General features: G+C 62.2%; 21 protein-coding genes and 2 pseudogenes. 8 read left to right on the forward strand and 15 right to left on the reverse strand.

Annotated features, from left to right (window positions below; genetic code table 11):
* Positions 1 to 245 precede the first annotated feature (245 nt).
* From ACIPO9_RS16590 to ACIPO9_RS16605, 4 genes and pseudogenes are all read left to right on the forward strand, one after another.
* Positions 246 to 695, forward strand: coding sequence for a YkvA family protein (locus tag ACIPO9_RS16590; protein WP_400610010.1), 450 nt, complete (start codon positions 246 to 248; stop codon positions 693 to 695).
* Between the two features lie 287 nt (positions 696 to 982).
* Positions 983 to 1,079: pseudogene (locus ACIPO9_RS16595) on the forward strand (transcriptional regulator); the annotation flags it as partial.
* Between the two features lie 80 nt (positions 1,080 to 1,159).
* Positions 1,160 to 1,333, forward strand: a pseudogene (locus tag ACIPO9_RS16600) (helix-turn-helix domain-containing protein); the annotation flags it as partial.
* Complete coding sequence (locus ACIPO9_RS16605) at positions 1,330 to 1,704, forward strand: hypothetical protein (protein ID WP_274136500.1); 375 nt, start codon at positions 1,330 to 1,332, stop codon at positions 1,702 to 1,704. The pseudogene ACIPO9_RS16600 and the gene ACIPO9_RS16605, both read left to right, overlap by 4 nt.
* 116 nt (positions 1,705 to 1,820) lie before the next feature.
* Here the strand turns inward: ACIPO9_RS16605 and ACIPO9_RS16610 are convergent, their stop codons facing one another.
* Both ACIPO9_RS16610 and ACIPO9_RS16615 read right to left on the reverse strand, forming a co-directional pair.
* A complete protein-coding gene (locus tag ACIPO9_RS16610) occupies positions 1,821 to 3,578 on the reverse strand; it encodes a bifunctional diguanylate cyclase/phosphodiesterase (RefSeq protein WP_400782150.1) in 1,758 nt (585 codons plus the stop codon).
* Positions 3,579 to 4,047: 469 nt separating this feature from the next.
* Positions 4,048 to 6,129 (reverse strand): carboxy terminal-processing peptidase, encoded by a 2,082-nt coding sequence (locus ACIPO9_RS16615; protein WP_274136498.1) that lies wholly within the window; start codon positions 6,127 to 6,129, stop codon positions 4,048 to 4,050.
* A gap of 143 nt (positions 6,130 to 6,272) precedes the next feature.
* On the opposite strand from ACIPO9_RS16615, the gene ACIPO9_RS16620 reads away from it, so the two are divergent.
* A complete protein-coding gene (locus tag ACIPO9_RS16620; protein WP_400782153.1) occupies positions 6,273 to 7,235 on the forward strand; it encodes an NAD(P)H-quinone oxidoreductase in 963 nt (320 codons plus the stop codon).
* A gap of 109 nt (positions 7,236 to 7,344) precedes the next feature.
* Here the strand turns inward: ACIPO9_RS16620 and ACIPO9_RS16625 are convergent, their stop codons facing one another.
* The 6 genes from ACIPO9_RS16625 to ACIPO9_RS16650 form a co-directional block, all read right to left on the reverse strand.
* Positions 7,345 to 7,998 carry an HAD family hydrolase gene (locus ACIPO9_RS16625; protein ID WP_400782155.1) on the reverse strand — a complete coding sequence of 218 codons (654 nt, stop codon included), beginning with the start codon at positions 7,996 to 7,998 and terminating at the stop codon, positions 7,345 to 7,347.
* 137 nt (positions 7,999 to 8,135) lie between these two features.
* Positions 8,136 to 9,125, reverse strand: a complete 990-nt coding sequence (locus ACIPO9_RS16630) for an ABC transporter ATP-binding protein (RefSeq protein ID WP_400782158.1) — start codon at positions 9,123 to 9,125, stop codon at positions 8,136 to 8,138.
* A 1-nt stretch (position 9,126) separates the two neighbouring features.
* Positions 9,127 to 9,924, reverse strand: a complete 798-nt coding sequence (locus ACIPO9_RS16635; protein ID WP_400782161.1) for an ABC transporter permease — start codon at positions 9,922 to 9,924, stop codon at positions 9,127 to 9,129.
* Complete coding sequence (locus ACIPO9_RS16640; protein ID WP_274135756.1) at positions 9,911 to 10,753, reverse strand: ABC transporter permease subunit; 843 nt, start codon at positions 10,751 to 10,753, stop codon at positions 9,911 to 9,913. The genes ACIPO9_RS16635 and ACIPO9_RS16640 overlap by 14 nt, the downstream gene beginning before the upstream one ends.
* On the reverse strand, positions 10,750 to 11,556 hold the full coding sequence (locus tag ACIPO9_RS16645) for an alkaline phosphatase family protein (RefSeq protein WP_274135757.1): 807 nt from the start codon (positions 11,554 to 11,556) through the stop codon (positions 10,750 to 10,752). Before ACIPO9_RS16645 ends, ACIPO9_RS16640 begins: the two co-directional genes overlap by 4 nt.
* Before the next feature lie 150 nt (positions 11,557 to 11,706).
* Positions 11,707 to 12,783, reverse strand: a complete 1,077-nt coding sequence (locus ACIPO9_RS16650; RefSeq protein WP_400610020.1) for an ABC transporter substrate-binding protein — start codon at positions 12,781 to 12,783, stop codon at positions 11,707 to 11,709.
* Positions 12,784 to 13,169: 386 nt separating this feature from the next.
* Between ACIPO9_RS16650 and phnR the strand changes: the two genes are divergently transcribed.
* Positions 13,170 to 13,898, forward strand: coding sequence for a phosphonate utilization transcriptional regulator PhnR (gene phnR, locus ACIPO9_RS16655; protein ID WP_400782163.1), 729 nt, complete (start codon positions 13,170 to 13,172; stop codon positions 13,896 to 13,898).
* 116 nt (positions 13,899 to 14,014) lie between these two features.
* Here the strand turns inward: phnR and ACIPO9_RS16660 are convergent, their stop codons facing one another.
* The 6 genes from ACIPO9_RS16660 to minC all read right to left on the reverse strand — a co-directional run bounded on the left by ACIPO9_RS16660 (position 14,015) and on the right by minC (position 20,744).
* The gene (locus ACIPO9_RS16660; RefSeq protein WP_400782165.1) at positions 14,015 to 16,204 is read right to left on the reverse strand and encodes a mechanosensitive ion channel family protein; all 2,190 of its coding nucleotides are present in this window, start codon (positions 16,202 to 16,204) and stop codon (positions 14,015 to 14,017) included.
* A gap of 217 nt (positions 16,205 to 16,421) precedes the next feature.
* On the reverse strand, positions 16,422 to 17,708 hold the full coding sequence (locus ACIPO9_RS16665; RefSeq protein WP_274135761.1) for a M18 family aminopeptidase: 1,287 nt from the start codon (positions 17,706 to 17,708) through the stop codon (positions 16,422 to 16,424).
* Between the two features lie 290 nt (positions 17,709 to 17,998).
* A complete protein-coding gene (locus ACIPO9_RS16670) occupies positions 17,999 to 18,634 on the reverse strand; it encodes an RluA family pseudouridine synthase (protein WP_400610027.1) in 636 nt (211 codons plus the stop codon).
* Between the two features lie 96 nt (positions 18,635 to 18,730).
* Entirely contained in the window at positions 18,731 to 18,985 is a 255-nt protein-coding gene (gene minE, locus ACIPO9_RS16675; RefSeq protein WP_274135763.1) for a cell division topological specificity factor MinE, read from the reverse strand.
* Entirely contained in the window at positions 18,985 to 19,797 is an 813-nt protein-coding gene (gene minD, locus ACIPO9_RS16680; RefSeq protein WP_081565987.1) for a septum site-determining protein MinD, read from the reverse strand. Before minD ends, minE begins: the two co-directional genes overlap by 1 nt.
* A gap of 200 nt (positions 19,798 to 19,997) precedes the next feature.
* Positions 19,998 to 20,744 (reverse strand): septum site-determining protein MinC, encoded by a 747-nt coding sequence (gene minC / locus ACIPO9_RS16685; protein ID WP_274135765.1) that lies wholly within the window; start codon positions 20,742 to 20,744, stop codon positions 19,998 to 20,000.
* Between the two features lie 156 nt (positions 20,745 to 20,900).
* Here minC and ACIPO9_RS16690 point away from each other — a divergent pair, with 156 nt between their 5' ends.
* Together ACIPO9_RS16690 and ACIPO9_RS16695 are read left to right on the forward strand one after the other, a co-directional pair.
* On the forward strand, positions 20,901 to 21,833 hold the full coding sequence (locus tag ACIPO9_RS16690; protein WP_274135766.1) for a lipid A biosynthesis lauroyl acyltransferase: 933 nt from the start codon (positions 20,901 to 20,903) through the stop codon (positions 21,831 to 21,833).
* Positions 21,834 to 21,852: 19 nt separating this feature from the next.
* Positions 21,853 to 23,088 carry a patatin-like phospholipase family protein gene (locus tag ACIPO9_RS16695; RefSeq protein WP_400782168.1) on the forward strand — a complete coding sequence of 412 codons (1,236 nt, stop codon included), beginning with the start codon at positions 21,853 to 21,855 and terminating at the stop codon, positions 23,086 to 23,088.
* A gap of 118 nt (positions 23,089 to 23,206) precedes the next feature.
* Here the strand turns inward: ACIPO9_RS16695 and ACIPO9_RS16700 are convergent, their stop codons facing one another.
* On the reverse strand, positions 23,207 to 24,061 hold the full coding sequence (locus tag ACIPO9_RS16700; protein WP_274135768.1) for a pirin family protein: 855 nt from the start codon (positions 24,059 to 24,061) through the stop codon (positions 23,207 to 23,209).
* Positions 24,062 to 24,259 lie beyond the last annotated feature (198 nt).

The raw sequence follows: 24,259 nt of genomic DNA on the forward strand, positions 1-24,259 counted from the left end.
AGCGGCGATGGAAGCCTGAGTCAACGGTTTTCTTGCGTTTTTGCATATGGGTAAAAAACGCGCGATTTAACCCGGGGCCCTGTAAAACGGGCGTTTCAGCCCCGCAAGGTGGCTCTGTTCACAAGGTTATCCACAATTACTGTGGATAACCTTGGGTGCGTGACCCTCAGGCCCGAGAGGGTGCGTTCATCAACGTCTGATGGTTGACCGTGTGGTCGATTTTTATCGATATCACTGGAGTGAATATGAAAGCACCCTGGAACTTCATTCGTTATCTGCCCATGGCCAAGCGCCTGATGGCGGCGGGGCGTCTGCCTGCGTTGCTGTTCGCCGTGGCGGGCAAGGCTGCCAGCGAAGGCAACCGGCTGGGCAAGCTCAAGGACGACCTGAAGCTGCTTCAGGCGTTATGCCTGGCGTACTGGCGCGGTGAGTATCGGGCCATCAGTGGCAAGGCGATCCTATCGGTGGTGGCAGGGCTGATGTATTTCCTGAGCCCGCTGGACGCCATTCCGGACTGGATTCCGGGGCTGGGCATGCTCGATGACATCGCCGTGCTGGCGTTCGTGATGAAGAACCTTGAAGCCGAACTCAGCGCCTTCCGGGCGTGGCGCGAGCGGCAGAATCCCGAGAAGCTGAGGGTAGTCGAGCGGTTGCCGGCCACGCCCAGGCTGCTGGAGCAAGAGAAGAAAGATTAACGCTCTTCCCGTAGCAGCACGGCTTGCCGGCGGGAGCGCCCTCAGGATCCTTGTAGGAGCGCGCTTGCCCGCGACCGCGGTATGTCAGACATCATTCGTGCCACAGGCACACCGCATCGCGGGCAAGCGCGCTCCTACGGTTCGTGAGTGTATTTGGGTCCAAAAACGTCGCTCCTGAGAAAACTCTGTCGATACTTTGCACGCAAGTCCTGCCCATCCGCTGGTAAGATGCTGCGATACAAAGAAAAAGATTACTTGTATAAGTTTTTTTTCCTACAGGGGGTGGTATGGATCTTCAGGTCATTTCTCGCGATGGAGAGCCAGAATACGCAGTGCTGCCATGGGCGCAGTATCAGGCCCTGTTAAAGGCGGCCGGTGTTTCCAGCCCGCAGAAAACGGCGTCCATTACTCAATCTGCCGGCGCGCCAACCCCTTCTCCAGACGCGCTGCCATCGCTGGGCGAACTGGCTGCGCTGCGTCAGGCCAAGGGGCTTGAGCTGGCACAACTGGCCCGCTCGGTCGGCATCAGCCCGTCCTATCTGGAACTGATCGAAAACGGCAGCCGCGAGCCTGATGCCGCGATCCGACGAAGCCTGGCGTGGGAATTGGGTGTGCCCGGCTGGCGAGGTGCGCCATGAGCGTGCGGATCAGCCGTCAGCACTGGGAAGCGCTTCTGGCTGAACTGGACCTGGCACGCAGGCAGCGTCACCTGGTCACCTACCGTGCGCTCCTGGAGCGCCTGCAATTGCCGACCCCCGCCATGCAGACCCTGACCGCGGCCCTTGAACACCTGGCCGCCATCGACGCCCGCGCCGAGCAGCCATTGCGCAGTTCGCTGGTCATCAGTCAGGGCGCCAGCCGCTTGCCCCGCACCGGCTTCTTCGAATGCGCCGAACGCCTGGGTCGCTTCACCGGCCCCTCCGACGGCGTCGCCGCCGCGTCCTGGCATGCGGCGGAAGTGGTACGGGTGTTTGAGTACGAGTATCCCGATGAGGCGAAGCCGGAGTAAGCAGCGCGGCCCTGCACCTGTAGGAGCGCGCTTGGTCTGGGCCGCATCCGGACGACTGCGGTGTGTCTGTGCCGAATATATGAACTGACCCACTGCCGTCGCGGGCAAGCGCGCTCCTACAGGATTGCGAGGGTATCGATCACATGCACGCTCGCACCGATCACATCCTTGGCATAGTGCTTGGCCTGGGACGCAAGTTCGGCCAGTTGGCTGGCGTCCAGGGTAGAGCAGGCCTGTGGGTGCAGGTGTACCACGCCCACCGAGAGTGACAGCAGCGGGAATTCCTGGCGCTGGCCCTGACGGTTCAGTGCCACGAAGCATCCGGCCTCAAGGTGTTCGGCGCGGTAGAAGCGCCGGCACTGGTTCTGGAAGTCTTCGAGCAACGAGTTCAAACGTTTGCGCCAGTCTTCAGAGCCCAACACCATCAGGAAATCATCGCCGCCGATGTGGCCGACGAAGTCGCGGCTGGGGTCGATGCGATCGTTCAGGCACTGCGCCAGGCACAGCAACACCTCGTCGCCCCGGCCGTAGCCATAGATGTCGTTGAAGGGCTTGAAGCTGTCGATATCCACATAGCAGATCATCGACTCGCGGCCCTGTTGCAGCAGCCGGGTCAGGCACTGCTGGATCGGCACGTTACCCGGCAGCAGGGTCAGCGGGTTGGCGTAACGCGCCTGCTGGATCTTGACCTCGGTAATCAGCTTGAGCACGTCGATCACCCGACCAAGGCCCAGGTAGACACCGTTCTGCATGATGATGAAATCTTCCTCGATCCGCTGCCGCGCGCGGCTGGTGATCAGGCGGCTGACCTGTTGCAGCGACTGGCTCAGTTCGACCGCCAGGAAGTCATCGCTCATCAGGCGGCTGATCGGCTTGCGGCCGTAGATTTCCGTGGCAAAGGGCTGCAGCAGTGCGTCCGACAGCGAGTGACGATGGACGATGCCGATGGGGCGCTGTTTGTCGTCCAGCACCGCCAGCGAGTTGAGGTTGGCCTGTTTGCGAAAGGCTTCCAGAACGGCGGCGGTGGGGGTGGTCTGCACCACGGCGGGCAGGGTATTGAGCAGGGCGCTCAGGTCGCTGCCTTCCTCGAACAGGGCCACGGCATTGGGGTCGATCTTGGGCAGCAGCGTGCGGGCATCGCGAGGTGGATGCTCCTGGGGGCGACACAGCAGATAGCCCTGGACCAGATCGACGCCCATGTCGATGAGAACGGCCAGTTCTTCGGCAAGCTCGATGCCTTCGGCGATCACCAGCGCGCGGGAGGCCTTGGCCATCTGCAGGATGGAGCCGACGAACTCGCGCTTGACCGCGTCCTGATGGATGCCGTCGATGAAATGCCGGTCGATCTTCACGTAGTCCGGACGCAACTCAGACCACAGGCGCAGGCTGGAATAGCCGGCGCCCAGGTCGTCCAGGGCAATGGAAAAACCCATGTCGCGGTAGTGATAGAGCGCGTTGTACAGCAGCTCGAAATCGTCGGTGGGGGTCTGCTCGGTCAGCTCGATCACCACCTGGCTGGGCGGGATGCCGTAGCGCTGGAGCAATTGCAGGGTCTGGCCCGGCGGGTGCGAGGGTTCCAGCAGCGATTCGGGCGAGATGTTGAGGAACAGCTTGCCATCGAGTTTCTGCTCGCTGAAGCGTCGGCAGGCCGATTCGCGACACAGCATCTCCAGCTCGCTGAGCCTGCCGGCCTGACGCGCCACGGCGAACAGGCTGACGGGGGAGTGCAGTGCGCTGTTGGACGGGCCGCGGGTCAGGGCTTCGTAACCCAGGATGCGACGGTCCGACAGCGACACGATCGGCTGGAACAGGCTGGACAGGTCGCGGTGAGTCAGGATCGCACTCAAAGCGCTCAGCTGCTCGGTCACGGTCATGGCAATCTCGAGGCAAGAAAAAAGGGCTCGACGCCAAAGCATCGAGCCCCGTATTTCACGACAGATTCATGACTATTTGATGACGATTTGCCATCACTCGTCGTCTTTCATCATCCCCCGTAGCAGCACGGCTTGCCGGCGGGGGCGGTCTTGAAGACGCCGACGCCGGCAAGCCGGACTGCTACGGGTATCGCGGTGCCCCCAATCCTGTAGGAGCGCGCTTGCCCGCGACGGCGCCCTTGAGGACGCTCCCGCCGGCAAGCCGTGCTGCTACGGGTATCGCGGTGCCCCCGACGTTGTAGGAGCGCGCTTGCCCGCGACGGCGCCCTTGAAGATGCCGACGCCGGCAAACCGTGCTGCTACGGGTATCGCGGTACCCCCGATCCTGTAGGAGTGAGCTTGCTCGCGATGGCGGTCTTGAAGACGCCGACGCCGGCAAGCCGGACTGCTACGGCCGGGGTTCACTTCGTCACTTCTTTGCCACAGAACCACTCAGGCTCAGGTAATCGAGCAGAATCCGCCCTGTTTCGGCCAGGTACGCGTCGTCTTCCGGCTTGGTCTTGTCGTCGTCCACCGGCAATGCGTCTTCGTCTTCTTTCTTCAATTCCTTGAGCGGTTCTTCGCCCTTGGCCTTGCGACGCACGTTTTCCATCACCAGCTGTTTGCTTTCGACGTCGGCATGCTCGGCGCGACGCTCGGACTCGTTGAGGCTGACCGTCTTCTCGCTCATCAGCTTCTTGGCCAGCGCCAGTTTCTGCTCGACGAACACGAACTCGGCGTCCTTGGCGGAACGCACGTCGTGACGCGATTGCAACTGGGCCAGGAATGGCTTGAACGGATCGACCGCAGGCTTGATCGCCGGCTTGATCGTATCGTAGGCCATCGCCTCGGGCAGGGCGCTTTCGCCGATTTCCTTGGTGTCGATGATCGACGGGTAGGCGATGTCCGGCAGTACGCCCTGATGCTGGGTGCTCTGCCCGGAAACCCGGTAGAACTTGGCCAGTGTCAGTTTCAGCTCGCCGTGGTTCAGCGGCTGGATGGTCTGCACGGTGCCCTTGCCGAAGGTCTGGCCACCGATGATCAGCGCACGGTGGTAGTCCTGCATGGCCCCGGCGAAAATCTCCGAGGCCGACGCCGAGAGGCGGTTGACCAGCAACGCCATTGGGCCTTTGTAGAACGCGCCGCTGTTTTCGTCTTCCAGCACGTCGACCTTGCCGTCGGCGTTACGCACCAGCACGGTCGGGCCCTTGTCGATGAACAGGCTGGTCAGCTCGGTGGCTTCCTGCAGCGAGCCACCGCCGTTGTTGCGCAGGTCGATGACCACGCCGTCGACTTTCTCGGACTGCAATTCGGTCAGCAGTTTCTTCACGTCGCGCGTGGTGCTCTTGTACTGCGGATCGCCGGCACGGTAGGCCTTGAAGTCCAGGTAAAACGCCGGAATCTCGATCACGCCCAGCTTGTAGTCCTTGCCGTCCTGATTCAGGTGCAGCACGGATTTCTTCGCCGCCTGCTCTTCGAGCTTCACGGCTTCGCGGGTGATCGAAACGATCTTGGTGGTCTGGTCGTTCGGCGCATTGCTGGCCGGGATGATTTCCAGACGCACCACCGAGCCTTTCGGGCCACGGATCAGCTTGACCACTTCGTCCAGGCGCCAGCCGATCACGTCGACCATTTCCTTGTCGCCCTGGGCAACGCCAATGATCTTGTCGGCAGTCGCCACCTGCTTGGTCTTGGCGGCAGGGCCTGCCGGAACCAGGCGCACGATCTTGACGTTGTCGTTGTCGCTTTGCAGGACGGCACCGATGCCTTCCAGCGACAGGCTCATGTTGATGTCGAAGTTTTCCGCGCTGTCAGGTGACAGGTAGTTGGTGTGCGGATCGTAGGACATCGCGAAGGTGTTCAGGTACGCCTGGAAGATGTCTTCGCTGCGGGTCTGCCCCAGACGCGCCAGCTGGTTCTTGTAGCGCTTGGTCAGGGTTTCCTGGATCTTGGCCGGGTCCTTGCCCGCGATCTTCAGGCGCAGGACTTCATCCTTGACGCGTTTGCGCCACAGGTCGTCCAGTTCGGATTCGTTCTTGGGCCATGGCGCGTCCTTGCGGTCAACCAGCAAGGTTTCCTGAGTGGTCAGGTCGATCTTGTCGACGCCCTTGCTCAGTTGGGCCAGGGCGAAATCCAGACGCGACTTGATGCGGTCCAGATAACGCTTGTAGATGGTGAACCCTGGCTGCAGGTCGCCGCTCTTGAGGAAGTCGTCGAACTGGAAGCGCCATTTGTCGAACTCGGCGATGTCGCTGGCCAGGAAGTAGCTGCGCGACGGATCGAGGAGCTTGAGGTAGCTCTGGTAGATGATTTCGGAGCGCTTGTCGTCCAGCGGCGGCTTGCTGTAGTGGTGGCGCTTGAGCAGCTCCACGACATTCAGGCTGGCGATGACTTCATCGCGATCAGGTTGAAGATTATCCCAGCTGTTGGCTGCGAACGAGCTGGCAGACATGGGCAATGCCGCCAGGCCAATGAGTAATGCAAGGGTGGTGCTGGGTAATAGATGCTTCATGCTGATTCGACGTGGGGACAATTGATAACGCATATTAGGCCGTCTTTAGAGTCGCCGGATGTTTGATTTCCGGTCGCATAATGCAAAAAGCCCGAACGCGCAGAGGCACATCGAGCTCAGTCAATACTCACTATGGAGGCACCGTGAAAGCATTGCAAGGCGTTGAAGGTCACGTGGAATGGGTTCAGGAGCCATCACCGGCACTGGATGTCGGTCAGGTACGCATCAAGGTGTCTGCGGCGGGCCTTAACAGAGCGGATCTGCTGCAGCGTGCAGGGCTTTATCCGCCACCGCCCAGGGTCACGCAAATCCTTGGCATGGAGTGTTCCGGGGTGATCGCCGAAGTCGGCTCCGGCACCGCCTGGAACGTCGGAGACCGCGTCTGCGCGCTGGTTGCCGGCGGTGCGATGGCCGAGGAAGTGGTGGTTGACGCACGTCATGTCCTGCCGGTGCCCGAGGGCATGTCGCTGCATGAGGCGGCGGGCATTCCGGAGGTCTACGCCACGGCCTGGCTGAATCTGTTTCAACTGGCGGGTCTGAAGCCCGGTGAAAAAGTTTTGTTGCACGCAGGGGCAAGTGGAGTTGGTTCAGCCGCCATTCAGCTGTGCAAGGCCTTTGGCAGCCCGTGCTGGGTGAGCGTGGGCTCGGCGGATCGTTTGAAATACTGCGAAGACCTGGGCGCCCAGGGCGGCGTCATACGTGGCGAAAGCCTGGAGGGGCTAAACGACTTCGCACCTTTCAATGTGGTGCTCGATCCGGTGGGCGCCAACTATGCGGCACTCAACCTGAAGGTGCTGGGCACTGATGGCCGTCTGGTATTGATCGGTTTGATGGGCGGGCGCAAGGCCGAAATCGATCTGGCGCTGGTATTGGGCAAACGCATCCAGTTGCTGGGCTCGACTCTGCGCAGCCGCGACGACCAGTTCAAGGCAGACCTGTTGGCAGACCTTGGGCAGCACGTGTGGCCGCTGTTCAGCGAAGGCCGCCTGAAGCCGCAACTGGCGCGCAGCTTCCCGATCCACGAGGCGGAGGTCGCGTTTGCGGAGCTGGCGAGCAATCAGGTGGCGGGCAAGCTGGTGCTGGTGATTGATGAAACGCTGGTCTGACCGAGGATTGAGACCTGACACCGTCCCGTAGCAGCACGGCTGTGGCTGAACGGACGCATCGCGAGCAAGCTCACTCCTACAGGTCTTGTGTGTCAGCCGGGGTGGGTGATTATTTCCAGCTATGAATCGGCCATCCGGCTTTTTCGGCCACTTCGCGCAAGGCTTCATCCGGATTCACCACGTGGGGGAAATCCACCTTCTGCAGCAGCGGCAGGTCGTTGCGGGAGTCGGAATAGAAACTCGCGCCTTCGAGGTTTTCGCCTTCCTGATCCAGCCATTCCAGCAAGCGGGTGATCTTGCCTTCGCGGTAGGTCAGCACGCCTGTGGTCTTGCCGCTGTAGACGCCGTGGGCGACTTCCAGATCGATGGCCAGCACTTCGTCAACGCCGATGCGCTCGGCAATTGCTTGCACCAGGTGCACGCCGGAGGCGGAGATGATGAGGATGCGGTCGCCGTTGGCGCGGTGTTCGGCGATGGCCCTGGTGGCGTCGCTGAAAATGATCGGTTCGATGTAGTCCTCGACCCAGGGCCCGACCAGAAAATCCACCTCTTCGGGCGTGCGACCGATCATCGGCTCCAGGCTGAAGGCCATGTAGTCTTCCATGGCCAGCTCGCCTCGGCCGTAGGCCTGCATCAGTTCGTGGTCCTTCTTGAGGAACGACTCAGGATCGACCCAGCCCAGACGGCCCATCTGCTCGCTCCACAGGCTGGCGCAGTCGCCGTGAATCAGGGTTTCGTCCAGGTCGAAAATTGCTAAAGCCATGCGCGCTCTCATTCATTGAGTGTTAGTTCTGTCGGGGTGCGGCGCGCAGCTACAAGCTTCGAGCTGCAAGCTGCAAGAAGGAGCTGCGGTGATCCGGCTTCTAGCTTGCGGCTTGCAACTTGTAGCTTGTCGCTGCTTCACGCGACTTCGCAGAGTGCCGACGCTTCGATGTTCAGGGTGACCCGTTGTCCGTTCGGGTGCAAGTCGGCGGCGGAGCGGTTGAGCACGTCGACCACCAGTTCGACGCCGCGCGCCTCGACCCGGTAGCGGATCACGTTGCCCAGCAGACTGTGGCTGCGCACCTGGCCTTCGAGCGAGCCGGTCAGGCTGAGCTGGATGGCTTCGGGGCGGATCGCCACGCGGCTGTTGATCGGGCGCTGCATCAGGCGGCTGGCGTCGTCGGCTTCCAGCAGGTTGTAGTTGCCGATGAAACCCGCCGCGAAGGCGTCCGCCGGGGCGGTGTAGAGGGTTTCGGCGTCGCCGCTCTGGACGATCCGGCCCTGGTTCATCAGGAAGATGCGGTCGGACATGGTCAGGGCTTCTTCCTGATCGTGGGTCACGAAAATCGTGGTCAGGCCCAGTTCCTGCTGAATGGCGCGGATCTGCTCGCGCAGGTGCTTGCGAATCCGTGCGTCCAGTGCCGACAGCGGCTCATCGAGCAACAGCAGGCGCGGCCGGGTGACCAGCGAACGCGCCAGTGCGACACGCTGGCACTGGCCGCCCGACAACTGGTGCGGGTAGCGCTTGGCAAAGTCGGTCAGCTCGACGAGCTTGAGCACTTCGGCCACGCGCTGTTTCGTCTCGTCGGCGCTGACCTTCTGCATGCGCAGGCCGAACGCGACGTTCTGCTCCACGTTCATGTTGGGAAACAGCGCATAGCTCTGGAACACCATGCCGATGCCGCGTTTTTGCGGCGACATCGGGACAATGTCCTTGCCGTCGAGAAAGATCTTGCCGCGGGTGACCGACGTCAGCCCCGCGATGCAGCGCAGCAGGGTGGATTTTCCGCAGCCGGACGGGCCCAGCAGGGTGACGAATTCGCCCTTGTTGATCACGCAATTGATGTCGCTGAAGACTGCTGTGCTGGCGTAGTTCTTTTGCAGGTTTTCGACACTGACGAAGCTCATATCAGTCTTTGTCCTTGTTCAGTCGGTTGGCCGCCCAGGTCAGCAGCAGTACGAAGAAGAAATAGGAGATCACCAGCGCGCTGTTGAAGTGGCCGCTGCTGTTGCGCATGTTGTTGAGGTACACCTGCAGTGTTTCGTAGCGCGTGCCCACCAGCAGGTTGGCGAACACGAACTCGCCGAACAGGAAAGAGAACGACAGCAGCAGGGCGATCATCAGGCCCTTGCGCAGGTTGGGCAGCACCACCAGGAACGCCGCCTGAAAGGTGCTGGCGCCGAGCAGTTGCGCGGCGTCCATCAGGTCCACCAGGTTGATCGCCTGCAGGTTGTTGGTGATGGCCCGGTACATGAACGGCAGGGCGATGGTGAAGTAGCAACCGATCAGGATCCACGGCGTGCCGACCATCGCCAAGGGGCCGGAACCATAGAGCTGCAACAGACCGACCGAGAACACCACCGGCGGCACCGCGAAGGGCAGCAGGATCAGGATGTTCATCAGTGCGTCGAGCTTGGGGAAGTGGTAGTGCACCACGAACAGCAGCGGCAGGATCAGCACCACCGACAGGATCAGTGCGCCCACGCACACCAGCAGCGACTGGCCGAAAGCGATCAGGAAGCGCGGGTCGCTCCACAACGCCAAATACCATTTGTAGGTCAGGCCGCTGGGCAGGATCGTCGCCGACCAACTGGTGGCGATGGAGTAGATGAAGGTGCCCAGCAAGGGCGCCAGCAGGATCAGAAACAGTACGTACACCACCACACGGTGATAGAGCCCGACCGGGCCGCGTTCAGCGCGAGACATGGTAGCTCCTCTTCAACAGCCACTGATGCACCACGGTGACCAGGGTCATCATGCCCACCAGGATCATCGCCAGGGCGCTGGCCATGTTCGGGTCAAGGGTGATGTCACCGGCGACCATGGCGGCGATGCGGATCGGCAACACGTTGAAGTTGCCGGTGGTCAGCGCATAAACCGTCGCGTAGGCACCCAGGGCGTTCGCCAGCAGGATCACGAAGGTGCCCAGCAGGGCAGGGGTCAGCACTGGAATGCCGATGTGCCGCCAGAAATCCCAGTTACTGGCGCCCAGCAGCGAGGCCGACTCGCGCCAGTCATCGCGCAAGGCGTCGAAGGCGGGGTAGAGCAGCAGCACGCCAAGGGGAATCTGGAAGTAGGTGTAGAGGATGATCAGGCCGGTTTTGGAATACAGGTTGAAGTCGTCGATGATCCCGGCCTGCTTGAGGATCAGCGTCAGCGCGCCGTTGAATCCCAGGAGGATGATGAAGGCGAAGGCTAGCGGCACGCCCGAGAAGTTGCTGGTCATGTTGGCGAAGGCGCTGACGAAATCCCGCAGGCGCGACGGCACCTTGTGCAACGAGTAGCTGCCCAGGACGGCGATGACAATACCGATCAGGCTCGACCAGAAACTGATCTCCAGGCTGAATTGCATGGCCTGGCGGTAGAAACGCGAGTTGAAGGCCTTGACGAAGTTGTCCAGGCCCCAGCCGGCATCCGAATGCAGGCTGTTGATCGCAACCCAGGCCAGCGGGGCCAGTTGAAACGCGATGAAGAACAGGACAAAGGGGATCAGGCATAGCAAGGCCAGCCCTTTGCCGCGGCTTTGAGTACTCACTTGAGCAGCGCTCCAGAGACAGGTTTGTCGTGGGCCACGCCCAGCAGCTCGCAGACCGTGCCGCAGATTTCGGTCTGCCGGGGCTGGGCGTCGGGGTCCAGGCTGAAGGCGTCGCCGATGACGAACAGCGGCACTTCGCGTTCCTCCGGCAGGATGCCGTTGTGGGAGCGGTCGTTGTTCATGCCGTGGTCGGCGGTCACCAGTACCTGATAACCGGCATCGAGCCAGCGTTGCAGGTACTCGGCCAGGATGATATCCGCCGAGCGCGCGCTGTTGCGGTACTGCGGGGTGTCCAGGCCGTGTTTGTGGCCGGCGTCATCGATGTTCATCGGGTGGATGAACAGGAAATTCGGCGCGTGGGTGGTGCGCAGGTGTTCGGCATCGTCGAACAGGTGGGAATCGGGGTAGTGATCGACGTAGTAGAAATGACCGTGCTGGATGGGCAGGTCGACGTCGTCGGTGTGACGGTCCCGCGAGGCCACGAAGGGGCTACGGTTGTACAGTTCGCTGACCCAGTGATAGGCCGCTGCCGCAGTGGTCAGGCCGGCGCTGGCGGCGTAGTGAAAGATGCTGCGCTGGTTGGACAGGCGCGATACGTGGTTATGCACGATGCCGCTGTCGATGGGCGCGGTGCCAGTGAGGATGCATTCGTACAGGGGGCGGGACAGGGCGGGGAGTTCGCATTCCAGCTTGTACAAAGCGGCCCGCCCGGCAGCCCGGTAAGCCAGCAGATGCCCCATCGCATGCTGCGCCACGCTGTAGCTGAGGCCGTCCAGCAGGATCAGGATGACGTTGTGTTTCATGGCCTCTCCAGAGGGATGACGAGACACCGGGGGTCGTAGGAGCGCGCTTGCCCGCGACCGCGTTGTGTCATACACCAAAAATGTTGGTGACACGTCGTCATCGCGGGCAAGCGCGCTCCTACATCTACAGCGCTCTCATTGGGTTAACGATCACTGCATCTCTACGATGACCTGCTCGTTCCACTTCTGCGGCAGGGCCTTGGAGGTTTTTTCCCAGGCGTCGGCGTTCTTGATCGGCTGAGGATTGGCCTTGACGTACTGCTCGGACGGGATCAGGTTTTTCGCGATGTCTTCCGGCAGTTTCAGGCCGGTTTCGGCGCGGATCGGGCGGGCGTTGCCCTTGGCCAGGTTGATCTGGCCTTCGTCGCTGAAGATGTACTCGCGGGTCAGCTTCGCAGCGTTCGGGTGCTTGGCGTATTTGTTGATGATGGTGGTGTAGCCCGACTTGACCGAGCCGTCGGACGGAATCAGCACCACGTAGTCATCCGGGTTGGCCATCTTGGCCTTGTAGCTCAGGCCGTTGAAGTCCCAGACGATGCCGACTTCCACTTCGCCTTTTTCCATGGTCTGGATGGTCGGGTTGTTGATGCCCAGGCGCTTCTGCTTGGCCAGCTCAGTGAACAGCTGCAGGCCAGGTTCGATGTTGGTTTCATCGCCCTTCATGGCAATGGCGGCGGCCAGGACACCGTTGGCAGCCTGGGCTGCGGTGCTCACGTCACCGATGGTGACCTTGTATTTGCCGCTTTTCAGGTCAGCCCATTTGGTCGGAACGTCAGAGCCGTGCAGCAGCTTCTTGTTGACGATGAAAGCGATGGTGCCGGTGTAGGCCAGCGCCCAGTGACCGTCCTTGTCCTTGGCCCAGTCCGGAACCTTGTCCCAGGTGGTCGGTTTGTACGGCTGGGTCACGCCCTTGGTCACGGCGATAGGGCCGAAGGCGGCGCCGACGTCACCGATGTCGGCGCTGGCGTTGTCTTTTTCAGCATCGAACTTGGCCACTTCCTGGGCCGAGCTCATGTCGGTGTCCATGTGCACCAGGCCGTACTTGGCGGTGAGGTCGGTCCAGGTGCCTTTCCAGTTCGCCCAATCGTCGGGCATGCCCACACTGTTGATCGCGCCTTCGGTCTTGGCCGCGGCTTCCAGGGTCTTGAGGTCGGTGTCAGCGGCCATGGCCGATGTGCTCAGCGCGATGGCCGAACCCAGGAGTGATGCCAGCAAAAGGTGTTTCATTCGAAGCTCCTTTGGTATTGAACGACGTTACTTCACGACGATTATGTGAAAAGGGGTCGGGGAAGTGCGCCTTGCGATTGGGTTGGTCTAGATCAGCAATACCTGAGCCAAGTTAGGCCAGTCTCATGACACTTTCGTGTCTGGACCGGCATTTCCCGGGGCGACGTGTGGCGCAGGAGTGAGCTGTGGAGTAAGCGTAGACCATGCCCAAGTGCCTGATACGAAAAGGCTAATTTCTTTTTATTGTGTGATTTTTCAAGCGCTTCACGCTGGATTGTCACGTAACAGTCATCTAGTCTGCCTAGGCTCCAAGGCATCCAGAGCGGGCCGTAGAGTTGCAGACCTTGCCCTCCGATAGCGCTGGTCTAGTCCAGATAGGTAACGCAATGCGCCAGGAAATGCCTCGAGCGGTGACCACGATCTGCAATGCCCTGCAGGAGCAGATCGAGCATGGTCTGCTGCCGCCCGGCAGCAAGCTGCCCGCCGAACGCAAGCTCAGTGAAGTATTCGACACCACGCGCATTACATTGCGTGAGGCGTTGGTGCAGCTCGAAGCGCAGGGGCTGATCTATCGCGAGGAACGCCGGGGCTGGTTCATCTCGCCGCCGCGCCTGGCCTATGATTTGATGCGCCGCAGCCACTTCCATGCGATGGTCCAGGCCCAGGGGCGGGTGCCGGCGACCCAGGTGATTTCGGCGCGTTTGCAGCCGGCCTCGGCCGCGATCTGCGAATTGCTGCAGTTGCCTGCGCTTTCCAGCGTGATCCAGATCTGCCGCGTGCGACGTATCGACGAGCGACTGGTGCTGTATGTCGAGCACTACCTGAACCCGGAATTCTTCCCGCAGATTCTCGATTTCGACCTGAACCAGTCACTGACCGAGCTGTACGCCCGGCATTACGACATTCGTTACGGCCAGGTGCGTTTCGAGATGGTGCCCACGGCGCTGCCGGTGGAGGCGGCCGGGGCGTTGAAGGTGTCGATTGGCAGCCCGGGGTTGCGCATCGCGCGGGTCAACCACGACCAGCGTGGCCGGCTGATCGACTGCGACCTGGAGTATTGGCGCCATGATGCGATTCATGTGAGTGCAGTCGTAGCCGACACCTCCCAACCGTAGCAGCACGGCCGGGCGGCGCTCCGCTTGCCGGCGGGGGCGGAGTGTCAGTGACGGATGCTTCGTCTGACACACCGCTCCCGCCGGCAAGCCGTGCTGCTACGGGATCGATGTTTGCCTCAAGTCTTTGCTGAGTCGCCCTTCTTGCCGCGCAGGTCGCTCACGCTGCCGCCGCTGGTGCTGACCTGCACGTTCAGGCGCGGGGTGGCCAGGTCCATGCCGGCTTCGTCCATGTAGCGCTTGAGCGACAGGTTGAACGCACGGGAGACCTCCCACTGCTTGATCGGCGCGGTCTTGAAGCGGGCGCGCAGGATCGCGTTGCCCGAGTCGAAGCTCTCCACACCCTGAATCTCCAGCGGCGACCAGATGTTGCGCCGTTGCAGCGGGTCGGTGCGCATCTTCTGGCCGACGTCGCGGATCATCTTCAGGGCGTCGTCGATGTTCATGTTCGACGGAATCGCGATGCGGAAAATCGCGTAGCCGAACTCCCGCGAGTAGTTCTGGATGCTCTTGATCTCGCTGAACGGGATGGTGTGCACGATGCCGTCGATGTCGCGCAGGCGCACGGTGCGGATGGTCAGGCCTTCCACGGTGCCCAGGTGCCCGCCGACGTCCACGTAGTCATCGATGGCCAGCGAGTCTTCGATGATGATGAACAGGCCGGTGATCAGGTCCGCCACCAGTGACTGCGCACCGAAACCGATTGCCAGACCGATCACACCGGCACCGGCCAGCAGTGGCGTGACGTTCATGCCCATGTTCGCCAGTGCCACGATCACCGCGATGATGAAAATGGTCACGAACAGCACGTTGCGGATCAGCGGCATCATGGTCTGGGCGCGGGCGTTGGCCAGGCCTTTGCGCGAGCGCGTCAGGGCGTGGTGAATCCCCGTGTCAGCAAGGATCCACACCAGCCAGGCGAAGATCAGCGTGGTTGCCAGGCCAATGACGCGCACGCTGATGTCGTGGCCGTCGCCCTCGGCGAAGCGGATCAGCGACAGGCCCCAGACCCGCAGGCCCAGTTCGATGAACAGCAGCCACACCAGCAGGTGGGCCACGGTGTAGAAGAAGCTTTTCAGCCGCTCCGAGTACAGCGCGTGGCGCTTGTGGCCGTGGGCCGGTTTTTGCGAGTGGCGACGCACCAGGCCGTTGATGACCATGCACAACACCAGCAGCACCGTGCAGATCAGCGACTGGCGCAGCGCCGTGCTGGTGTCGCCGGCCGAGAAAAAGGTGGCGAACAGCGACACGCCCACCAGCACCAGCGCCGGCAGGAACCAGAAGCTGCCGAGAATTTCGATGGTGTCGCTCAAGGCGCGGCGCTTGAGGCGACGGGCCAGTGGCTGGTTGCGGATCAGGTGGGCAATCGGGCGGCGGAAACGGATGACGAACAAGCCGGTGGACAGCGCGGCCATGACGTTGGCCAGGGTCGCGGCGGTGTGCGCCAGGTGCACGCCCAGACTTGCGATCAGTCGCGGGTCGCTCAAGGCCTCGCCGAAGGCGGCAAAGCTGCCGATCCACCACAGCGGCCTGAACGCCTGGTGCCGCAGGATGTACAACGCCTGATGGCGATGGGGGCCATCGAGCAGGGAAAACGCAATGACGCAGATCGCGGAGAATAGGGTGCCGACCACCAGGGCGTAAGCCAGCACCATCGCCAGATCACGGCCCAGGGACGGCGGCAGCGAGTAGCTCAGGTAAACCGTGATGACCAGCGCGATCAGCCAGGGACCGAGCTTGCGTAAGGCGAACCGCAGCATGTCGGTGGGGCGGGGGTGTTGCGGCAATTCCTCGGACAGGCCGAACCGCACCCGCACCCGGTGGCTGAGCCAGATCAGCGCCGAGGCCAGCAGGCTCCACAGCGCGATGACCACGGCAAAGCTGAAGATGATCGGCCACCATTGATTGGCCGGCAGCATCAGCGTCATCAGTTCCTGCTCGGCCTGCTCCAGCTCGAAGCCCCAGCGGCTCAGCGGGCTGTCGTCGCCGGTGAACTGTTTCTCGAATTCCGACAGCGTGCTGCCAATCAGGCCCAGCACGCCTTGTTCGGCATTGGGCTGGGCTTTCTTGGTGGCATCGCGCAGCTTTTTCAGGTCTTCGAGCAATTTGGCCCGTTGCTGGTCGTTTTCCAGCGAAGTGATGACCTCGTCCAGCGACTGGCCCAACGGCTCCTGCGCCTGAGGCTGGGTTTTCTGGCCGCCCAACAGGCTCGGCAGTCCGGCCGCCTGGGACAGGGCGAACGGGAACAGCGCCAGCAGGCAGATCAGAAAAAGACGCGACAGGGCGCTAGAACGGGAAGGGGCAGTCACCGGGCAGTCAACCTTGAATCAGTAGGACCATGTGAGTGTAGATACCGACTGGCCGGCATCGCGCAGTTCAGCATGCGAGGTGATTCGTAGCAGCACGGCTTGCCGGCGGGAGCGGTGTGTCAGGCGGTGCATCTGTCACTGATGCACCGCCCCCGCCGGCAAGCCGTGCTGCTACGGGATCGTGTTATGCCGGTCAGCAAGCTTTCGGCGCTGCGGCTTAGGGCAACTCGGCGCTGGCATAGAACGCGGTGAGTACTTTTACCAGATGCGCCAGATCCTGGCTGCCGGCCAGTTCACGGATCGAGTGCATGGCGAACGTCGGCAGGCCGATATCCACCGTGCGCACGCCCAGATGGCCTGCGGTGATCGGGCCGATGGTCGAGCCACAGGCCATGTCGGTGCGCACCACGAAGCTTTGCACCGGCACTTCTTCGGCCATGCACAGGTGACGGAAGAAGCCCGCCGTCTCGCTGTTGGTGGCGTAGCGCTGGTTGGTGTTGACCTTGATGACCGGGCCCGCGTTGAGTTTCGGGCCGTGGTTGCCGTCGTGCTTTTCCGCGTAGTTGGGATGCACGCCGTGGGCGTTGTCGGCGGAAATCAGCAGCGACTTCTGGATGGTACGCACGTAGTCGTCGCCGGGCAGCAGGCGTTGCAGCACCTGTTCCAGCATCGGGCCGTCGGCACCGCAGGCTGAGGTCGAACCGACTTCTTCGTGGTCGGTGCAGATCAACAGGCAGGTTTCATCGCCGTCGGCGTTGAGCAGGGCTTGCAGGCCGGCGAAGCACGACAGCAGGTTGTCCAGCCTGGCGCCGGCGATGAATTCGCCGTTCAGGCCAATGACGGCCGCGCTCTGGGTGTCGTAGAAGCTCAGCTCGTAATCGAGCACCACGTCGGCGTTCAGGCCATGCTCGCGTGCAAGCTGGTCGGTCAGCAGGGCGCGGAAGTCAGCGCGCTCGTCGCCTGCGACCTGGGCCAGGATCGGCGGCAGTTCGTTCTGCGGGTTGATCGGCCAGCCTTCGTTGGCGGTACGGTTGAGGTGGATCGCCAGGTTGGGGATGATCGCGATGGGCAGCTTGAAGTCGATCAACTGGCTTTCGACCTTGCCGTCACGGCGGAAGGTCACGCGGCCGGCCAGCGACAGGTCGCGGTCGAACCACGGCGCGAGCAGGGCGCCGCCGTAGACTTCCACGCCCAACTGCCAGAAGCCCTGGCGCTGCAGTTCAGGCTGCGGCTTGACCCGCAGGCACGGGCTGTCAGTGTGGGCGCCGACCAGGCGAATCCCGCCGATCAGCGGAGAAAGACGGCCCAGTTTGAAGGCGACGATGGAAGAGTCGTTGCGGGTGACGTAATAGCGGCCGCCGGCTTCGGTGTGCCAGGTATCACGCTCGTCCAGACGCTGGTAACCGGCACCTTCCAGGCGCTGCACCAGGCTTGCGGTGGCGTGAAACGGGGTGGGAGAGGCCTTGAGGAAATCGATCAGGCCTTGGTTCAACTCTTCGCGCATAAGTTACTCCAGACAGCAATGGCGGGAGTTTACAGGCCAATCCCGGTGGGGGCGAGAGGGCTGGAAGAAAGGTTGTATCGTTGGGTGGCCTGGCTTGGGATTGATACGTTGAAGCCCTATCGGGCCTTGTCGCGGGCAAGCGCGCTCCTACATTTGTTGCAACGCGCCATGGCCTGATGGACCGCGTTGTTAGCCTCGGTCTGTCAGAATACGGCACGTTGCAAAAGATGTAGGAGCGCGCTTGCCCGCGACAAGGCCCGAAAGGGCATCAGAGTAACCATTCCAACCCCTCAAAACGGCGCAGGGCACTCAAACCGCAGGCGTTCTTTTGTTACGGGATGCGTGAATGTCAGCATGCTTGCATGCAGGCACAGCCGTGGATATGCCGCCAGCGCCTCCGGATGCGCGTACAGGCCATCTCCCAGCAGAGGGTGCCCGATGGACAGCATGTGCACGCGCAACTGGTGCGAACGGCCGGTGATCGGCGTCAGTTCGACCCGACAGTGCGTGTCGTGGCGCTCCAGCACCTTCCAGAACGTCAGCGCATGCTTGCCGAACTCGTGATCGACCACGTGCCGCGGTTTGGTCGGCGGGTCGTAGCGCAACGGCAGGTCGATGCTGCCGCTGTCCAGTGTCGGCTGTCCCCAGGCCAGCGCGGTGTAGGCCTTTTCGGTTTCCCGGTCATGAAACTGGCGGGAAAGCTCGCGGTGCGCATCGGCGTTGCGCGCCAGCAGGATGATCCCCGACGTCTCCCAGTCCAGACGATGCACGATCAGCGCATCGGGATAGCCGTTTTCCTGGAGGCGCGTGATCAGGCAGTCCTTGTTGTCGTCGGCGCGGCCAGGCACCGAGAGCAGCAGGGTGGGTTTGTTCACCACCAGAACGGCGTCGTCCTGGTGGAGAATGTGAACATTGGACAGCGGCATCTACAAACACACCTCTTAAAACGCCAACGGCGGCTCGCCCGCCCGGGCCCCGCGAAGGGCCTGGACAAGCGAGCCGCCGTGGCGACGCTTCTTGAATCAACGATCAGGCAATGTGATGTTGAGTTCCAGAATCGAATAGCTGCCCTCGTTATCCAGGGCAACCTGCACTTTATCGTCCTCGATCTGGACGTATTTACGGATCACTTCGACCAGCTCCTTCTGCAGGGCAGGCAGGTAATCCGGGGTACTGCGTTGGCCGCGTTCATGCGCCACGATGATCTGTAGACGCTCTTTCGCGACCGACGCGGTACTTTGCTTTTTGTTGGCACGAAAGAAGTCAAAAATGTTCATTAATTACCCCCGAACAGGCGTTCGAAAAATCCTTTTTTCTGTACGTCCAGGAAGCGGTGCTCACGGTCTTTGCCCAGCAGGCGGTCGACGGCATCGCTGTACGCCTGACCGGCGTCGCTCTGGTCGTCGAGGATGACCGGCACGCCCTGGTTGGATGCCTTGAGCACCGCCTGGGATTCTGGAATCACGCCCAGCAGGGTCACGGCCAGGATTTCCTTGACGTCTTCCACGCCCAGCATTTCGCCCTTGCTCACGCGCTCAGGGTTGTAGCGGGTCAGCAGCAGGTGTTCCTTGATCGGGTCTTCGTTGCGCTCGGCGCGACGGGATTTGCTGGCCAGCAGGCCCAGCATCCGGTCCGAGTCACGAACCGACGAGACTTCAGGGTTGGTCACCACGATCGCTTCGTCAGCGAAGTACATCGCCAGGTGAGCGCCCGTTTCGATACCGGCAGGGGAGTCGCAGACGATGTACTCGAAGGATTCCTTGAGTTCCATCAGGACCTTTTCCACGCCGTCCTTGGTCAGCGCTTCCTTGTCACGGGTCTGGCTGGCGGCCAGGACGTACAGGCCTTCGATCTTCTTGTCCTTGATCAGGGCCTGTTGCAGGTTGGCTTCGCCGTTGACCACGTTGACGAAGTCGTACACCACGCGACGCTCGCAACCCATGATGAGGTCCAGGTTACGCAGGCCGACGTCGAAGTCGACGATGACTGTCTTGTGGCCGCGCAGAGCGAGGCCGGTACCGATAGCGGCGCTGGTGGTGGTCTTGCCCACACCACCCTTGCCGGATGTAACCACGAGAATCTTGGCCAAGGTGTTTCACCCCTAGAGGAAAAAGGACAATGAGTCCCTGAAGAGCCCCGCCCGATGTCGCCGCGAACAAGCAAAGTTGGAAACGTTGAGCCGGTTAAAGCTTCCCTGATCGAGAAAACTGCTGGTTTCCCGAATTTTCCGTGTCCTTTGCCTCGAATTCACTACGTATCAGCGTTGCTTGGAAAATGGCGCAGTATCCGTTAAAGACGGGTGATGTTCAACACATCCCCGGACAGACTGACCTGTACCCCGGCTCCCCAGAGAGGATCGCGGCGCAAGTCTTCGGAAACCTTGTACTGGCCTGCGATGGAGATCAATTCGGCGGCCATTTGCTGGCAGAAAATCCGCGCTTTGGTGTCGCCTTTGATCCCCGCCAGGGCCCGACCCCGCATGGGGCCGTAAACATGGATGTTGCCATCGGCCAGAAGTTCCGCACCGGGACTGACCGAGGAAACCACCACCAGGTCCGAACCTTGCGCGTAAATCTGCTGGCCGCCGCGCACGGGGGCCGTGATTATCTTGGTCGGCTTGATCTGCGGCTCGGGCGGTTTTTCGATCACTTCGGGCTTTTTCTTCACCTCGCCTTCCGTCGGATCGAGGGGCCGTTCACGCGCACCCGATGGTGGCAATACAGGCAGGTCGATGGCGATGGCGGCGGCGATGTCTTCGATGCGGTTGGCGCGGATGGCCAGGGTACGCAGGCCGTGCTGGCGACAGATGCGCATCATGCCCGGCAGATCCACCGCGCCTTCGTTGGGCGGCAGCTTGTCCAGCGCCAGCACCAGCGGGGTGTTGCTGAAGAAATTCGGCGCCTGGGCGACCTTGGCCGCCAGTTGACGATCCAGCGCTTCGAGGTTGTTGCGGCCCAGTTCCAGCACGGTGATGGCCAGCATGCTGCCCTTCAGCTGGAACACGGGATCCTTGTCTTGCAATTCGATTTGGCTCATGTCGGCATACAGCGGCTTGTCGCTAAAAGTGCCGAGACTTATAACGAGAACGCCCGCCAGCCGCAAGGGAGGCGCAGTGCCCGCGTTGGCGACGAGAGGCCACCGGGAGGGTCGATACGATGTAGAATGCCCGCCTTTGTCCCGATGGAAGCTGTAATGGATCGCCCGCGTTTTCAAGCCCGTTTTCTTCATCCGCGCTACTGGCCGCTGTGGCTGGGGCTGGGTTTGCTCTGGCTGATCGTGCAGTTGCCGTTCCGTGCGCTGGTGGCAATCGGTCGCACCTTGGGCGCGATCATGTATTACTTCGCCACCGACCGCCGGATCATCGCCAAGCGCAACCTGGAGCTGTGTTTCCCGCAGTACTCCAAGGCCGAGCGCAAGCGCCTGCTCAAGGAAAACTTCGCCTCCACCGGCGTTGCGTTCTTCGAGATGGCCATGAGCTGGTGGTGGAGCCGTGAGCGTCTGGCCAGGCTGGCGCACATCGAGGGTCTGGAGCATTTGCAAAAAGCCCAGGCCGAAGGGCAGGGCGTGATCCTGATGGCGCTGCACTTCACCACCCTCGAGATCGGCGCGGCCCTCCTCGGTCAGCAGCACACCATTGACGGCATGTACCGCGAGCACAAGAACGCGCTGTTCGACTTCGTTCAGCGCCGTGGCCGCGAGCGGCACAACCTGGATTCGATCGCCGTGGAGCGCGAGGACGTGCGCGGCATGATCAAGCAACTGCGCAAGGGCCGCGCCATCTGGTACGCGCCCGACCAGGACTACGGCGCCAAGCAGAGCATTTTCGTGCCGCTGTTCGGTATCCAGGCAGCGACCGTGCCTGCCACCAGCAAGTTCGCAAGCCTGGGCCGCGCCATCGTGGTGCCGTTCACCCAGCGCCGCCTGGACGACGGCAGCGGCTACCAACTGGTCTTGCACCCGCCGCTCACCGACTTCCCCGGCGAAAGCGACGAGGCCGATTGCATTCGTATCAACCAGTGGGTGGAACGTGCGGTCACCCAGTGCCCCGAGCAATACCTGTGGGCGCACCGACGCTTCAAGAGCCGACCGCCGGGCGAGCCGAAACTCTATAAAAAGCGTGGCTGACACCGGGAGCCGAGGCTTCATGACCACAAGCGCAATAGAACAACAAGCAGTCAATAGCGCGTCACAGGCACCGGTGGGCATCGAACCGGTCACAGGATTGATTCTCTCGGGAGGCGGTGCCCGCGCCGCCTATCAGGTCGGGGTGCTTGCGGGCATCGCGGACCTTTTGCCCATCGGTGCGAAAAACCCGTTCCCGGTGATCGTCGGCACGTCCGCTGGCGCCATCAATGCGGTGAAGCTGGCCAGCGGCGCCGCAGAATTTCGTACCGCCATTCATGAACTGACGCTGTTCTGGCAGAGCTTTCGCAGCCATCAGGTGCTGCGCAGCGACTGGGCCGGAGTGATTCGCCAGGCCGCTCGCTTCTTCGGTCGCAGCCTGCTCGGCATCGGTCGCAAGCAAGTGCCGGTGGCGCTGCTCAACAGCTCGCCCCTGCGTGATCTGCTGACCGAGCGTCTGGACCTGGCAGGTATCGATCAGGCCATCGATGGCCAGCACCTGCGGGCCGTGGCGATCACCGCCTTCGGTTATGAATCGGGGCAAGCCGTCACTTTCTATCAGGGGCGCGGCACCATCGATTCCTGGCTGCGGCATCGGCGCATCGGTTTGCCGACCCGGCTGACGGTGGATCACCTGCTGGCAAGCTCGGCGATCCCGCTGTTGTTCGCCCCGGTCAAACTCGAACACGAATACTTCGGCGATGGCGCGGTGCGTCAGTCGGCGCCGATCAGCCCGGCGCTGCACCTGGGGGCCAATCGGGTGCTGGTGGTGGGCGTCAGCGGCAACCCCCGGGGCCTGGGCGCCAACGCGCCGGTGCAGCGGACGGTCAGTGGTGCGCAGCCGAGCCTGGCGCAGATTGGCGGGCACATGCTCAACAGCACCTTCATTGACAGCCTTGAGAGCGATATCGAGCTGCTTGAGCGGCTCAATCTGCTCAGCCGCATGATGCCTGTGATGCCGGAGCCGTCGCCGCAGGTGTCCGAACAGCCGACACCGGCGCAATCTCTGGCGCCGGTGGAGGTGCTGGTGATTTCTCCCAGCCAGCCCATCGACGAAATCGCCGCGCGCCACCGCCGCGAACTGCCACCGGCCCTGCGCACGTTTTTGCGCGGGCCGGGCGCGACCAAGACCAGCGGGGCAGGGGTGCTGAGTTATCTGCTGTTCGAGTCGGGGTATTGCAGCGAGCTGATCGAACTGGGCCGCCGCGATGCGCTGGCCCAGAAGGAGCAGTTGATGAGGTTCTTGCAGTTGGAATGATGCGGTTGTCTTTGTAGGAGCGCGCTTGCCCGCGACGACGGCCTGTCAGCCACCATTTGTGGAGCAGACAGATCGCGTCGCGGGCAAGCGCGCTCCTACAGGTTGAGGTGGTCCAGGACTACGCAGTCAACTTGTCATCGCGAAAATCGCGCAGCGCCTGCTCGATCTCTTCGCGGCTGTTCATCACGAACGGGCCGTACTGCACGATCGGCTCGCCCAGGGGCTTGCCGGCGATCAACAGCACCTTGGCGCCGGTTGCGGTGCTCAGTTGCAGCTCGCCGCTTTCCGACAGCCTTGCCAGACGGCTCTTGCCGAGTTTCTGCGGCTGGCCTGCGATCTCGATCTCGCCTTCGTACACGTACAGCAGCACGCGATGACCTTCAGGCACGATCGGGCTGATGTTTTTGCCTGCCGGGATGTGCAAGTCGAAATACTGCGGCTCGGTGTCAGGGCGCTGCACCACGCCGGCCTGCTGCACCTGGCCGTCGTCGAACTGGCCGGCGATCACCACCACCTCGACGCCGTCCGGCGTGGTAATCCTGGGGATGCGCTCGGGCTGGATGTCGTCGTAGCCGGCGTCGCCCATCTTCGACTTGCCCGGCAGGTTCAGCCACAGCTGGAAGCCGCGCATCACGCCTTCTTCCTGCTCGGGCATTTCGCTGTGGATCACGCCGCGGGCGGCGGTCATCCACTGCACGCCGCCGCCCTGCAACAGGCCCACGTTGCCCATGTGGTCTTCGTGGCGCATGCGGCCTTCGAGCATGTAGGTCACGGTTTCGAAACCGCGATGGGGGTGTGGCGGGAAGCCCGCGATGTAGTCGTCGGGTTTGTCGGAGCCGAATTCGTCGAGCATCAGGAACGGGTCGAACGCCTCGACGCCGGGGCCGCCGAACACGCGGGTCAGCTTGACGCCAGCACCGTCCGAGGTCGGTTGACCGGCCTGGATCGACAGCACTTTGCGTAATTGAGTCATGGGGCTCACTCCGGAACAGGTGGGAATGGCGCCTATGGTATGCCTGCTCGGGCGATGAATGGGTGACGATTTTGCGGGGTATTTATCAGGTATATAGATGGTTTACGCCTGTAGGAGCGGGGGGGGGGGGGGGGGGGGGGGGGGGGGGGGGAAAAAGGCTGTGGGCTGAAACACCCGACGGGGGCGGGCGCGCGCAGA

The organism is Pseudomonas sp. NPDC090203 (assembly GCF_044746765.1).
Classification (GTDB): domain Bacteria; phylum Pseudomonadota; class Gammaproteobacteria; order Pseudomonadales; family Pseudomonadaceae; genus Aquipseudomonas; species Aquipseudomonas putida_AD.

What these genes read in the sequence shown, in the direction of transcription:
- ACIPO9_RS16605 (WP_274136500.1), top strand. Translation starts at nt 1,330, where the DNA reads ATGAGCGTGCGGATCAGCCGTCAGCACTGGGAAGCGCTTCTGGCTGAA.
- ACIPO9_RS16650 (WP_400610020.1), bottom strand. Translation starts at nt 12,783, where the DNA reads ATGAAACACCTTTTGCTGGCATCACTCCTGGGTTCGGCCATCGCGCTG.
- ACIPO9_RS16665 (WP_274135761.1), bottom strand. Translation starts at nt 17,708, where the DNA reads ATGCGCGAAGAGTTGAACCAAGGCCTGATCGATTTCCTCAAGGCCTCT.
- ACIPO9_RS16690 (WP_274135766.1), top strand. Translation starts at nt 20,901, where the DNA reads ATGGATCGCCCGCGTTTTCAAGCCCGTTTTCTTCATCCGCGCTACTGG.
- ACIPO9_RS16670 (WP_400610027.1), bottom strand. Translation starts at nt 18,634, where the DNA reads ATGCCGCTGTCCAATGTTCACATTCTCCACCAGGACGACGCCGTTCTG.
- ACIPO9_RS16700 (WP_274135768.1), bottom strand. Translation starts at nt 24,061, where the DNA reads ATGACTCAATTACGCAAAGTGCTGTCGATCCAGGCCGGTCAACCGACC.
- minC (WP_274135765.1), bottom strand. Translation starts at nt 20,744, where the DNA reads ATGAGCCAAATCGAATTGCAAGACAAGGATCCCGTGTTCCAGCTGAAG.
- phnR (WP_400782163.1), top strand. Translation starts at nt 13,170, where the DNA reads ATGCGCCAGGAAATGCCTCGAGCGGTGACCACGATCTGCAATGCCCTG.
- ACIPO9_RS16695 (WP_400782168.1), top strand. Translation starts at nt 21,853, where the DNA reads ATGACCACAAGCGCAATAGAACAACAAGCAGTCAATAGCGCGTCACAG.
- ACIPO9_RS16630 (WP_400782158.1), bottom strand. Translation starts at nt 9,125, where the DNA reads ATGAGCTTCGTCAGTGTCGAAAACCTGCAAAAGAACTACGCCAGCACA.
- minE (WP_274135763.1), bottom strand. Translation starts at nt 18,985, where the DNA reads ATGAACATTTTTGACTTCTTTCGTGCCAACAAAAAGCAAAGTACCGCG.
- ACIPO9_RS16625 (WP_400782155.1), bottom strand. Translation starts at nt 7,998, where the DNA reads ATGGCTTTAGCAATTTTCGACCTGGACGAAACCCTGATTCACGGCGAC.
- ACIPO9_RS16645 (WP_274135757.1), bottom strand. Translation starts at nt 11,556, where the DNA reads ATGAAACACAACGTCATCCTGATCCTGCTGGACGGCCTCAGCTACAGC.
- ACIPO9_RS16610 (WP_400782150.1), bottom strand. Translation starts at nt 3,578, where the DNA reads ATGACCGTGACCGAGCAGCTGAGCGCTTTGAGTGCGATCCTGACTCAC.
- ACIPO9_RS16615 (WP_274136498.1), bottom strand. Translation starts at nt 6,129, where the DNA reads ATGAAGCATCTATTACCCAGCACCACCCTTGCATTACTCATTGGCCTG.
- ACIPO9_RS16590 (WP_400610010.1), top strand. Translation starts at nt 246, where the DNA reads ATGAAAGCACCCTGGAACTTCATTCGTTATCTGCCCATGGCCAAGCGC.
- ACIPO9_RS16635 (WP_400782161.1), bottom strand. Translation starts at nt 9,924, where the DNA reads ATGTCTCGCGCTGAACGCGGCCCGGTCGGGCTCTATCACCGTGTGGTG.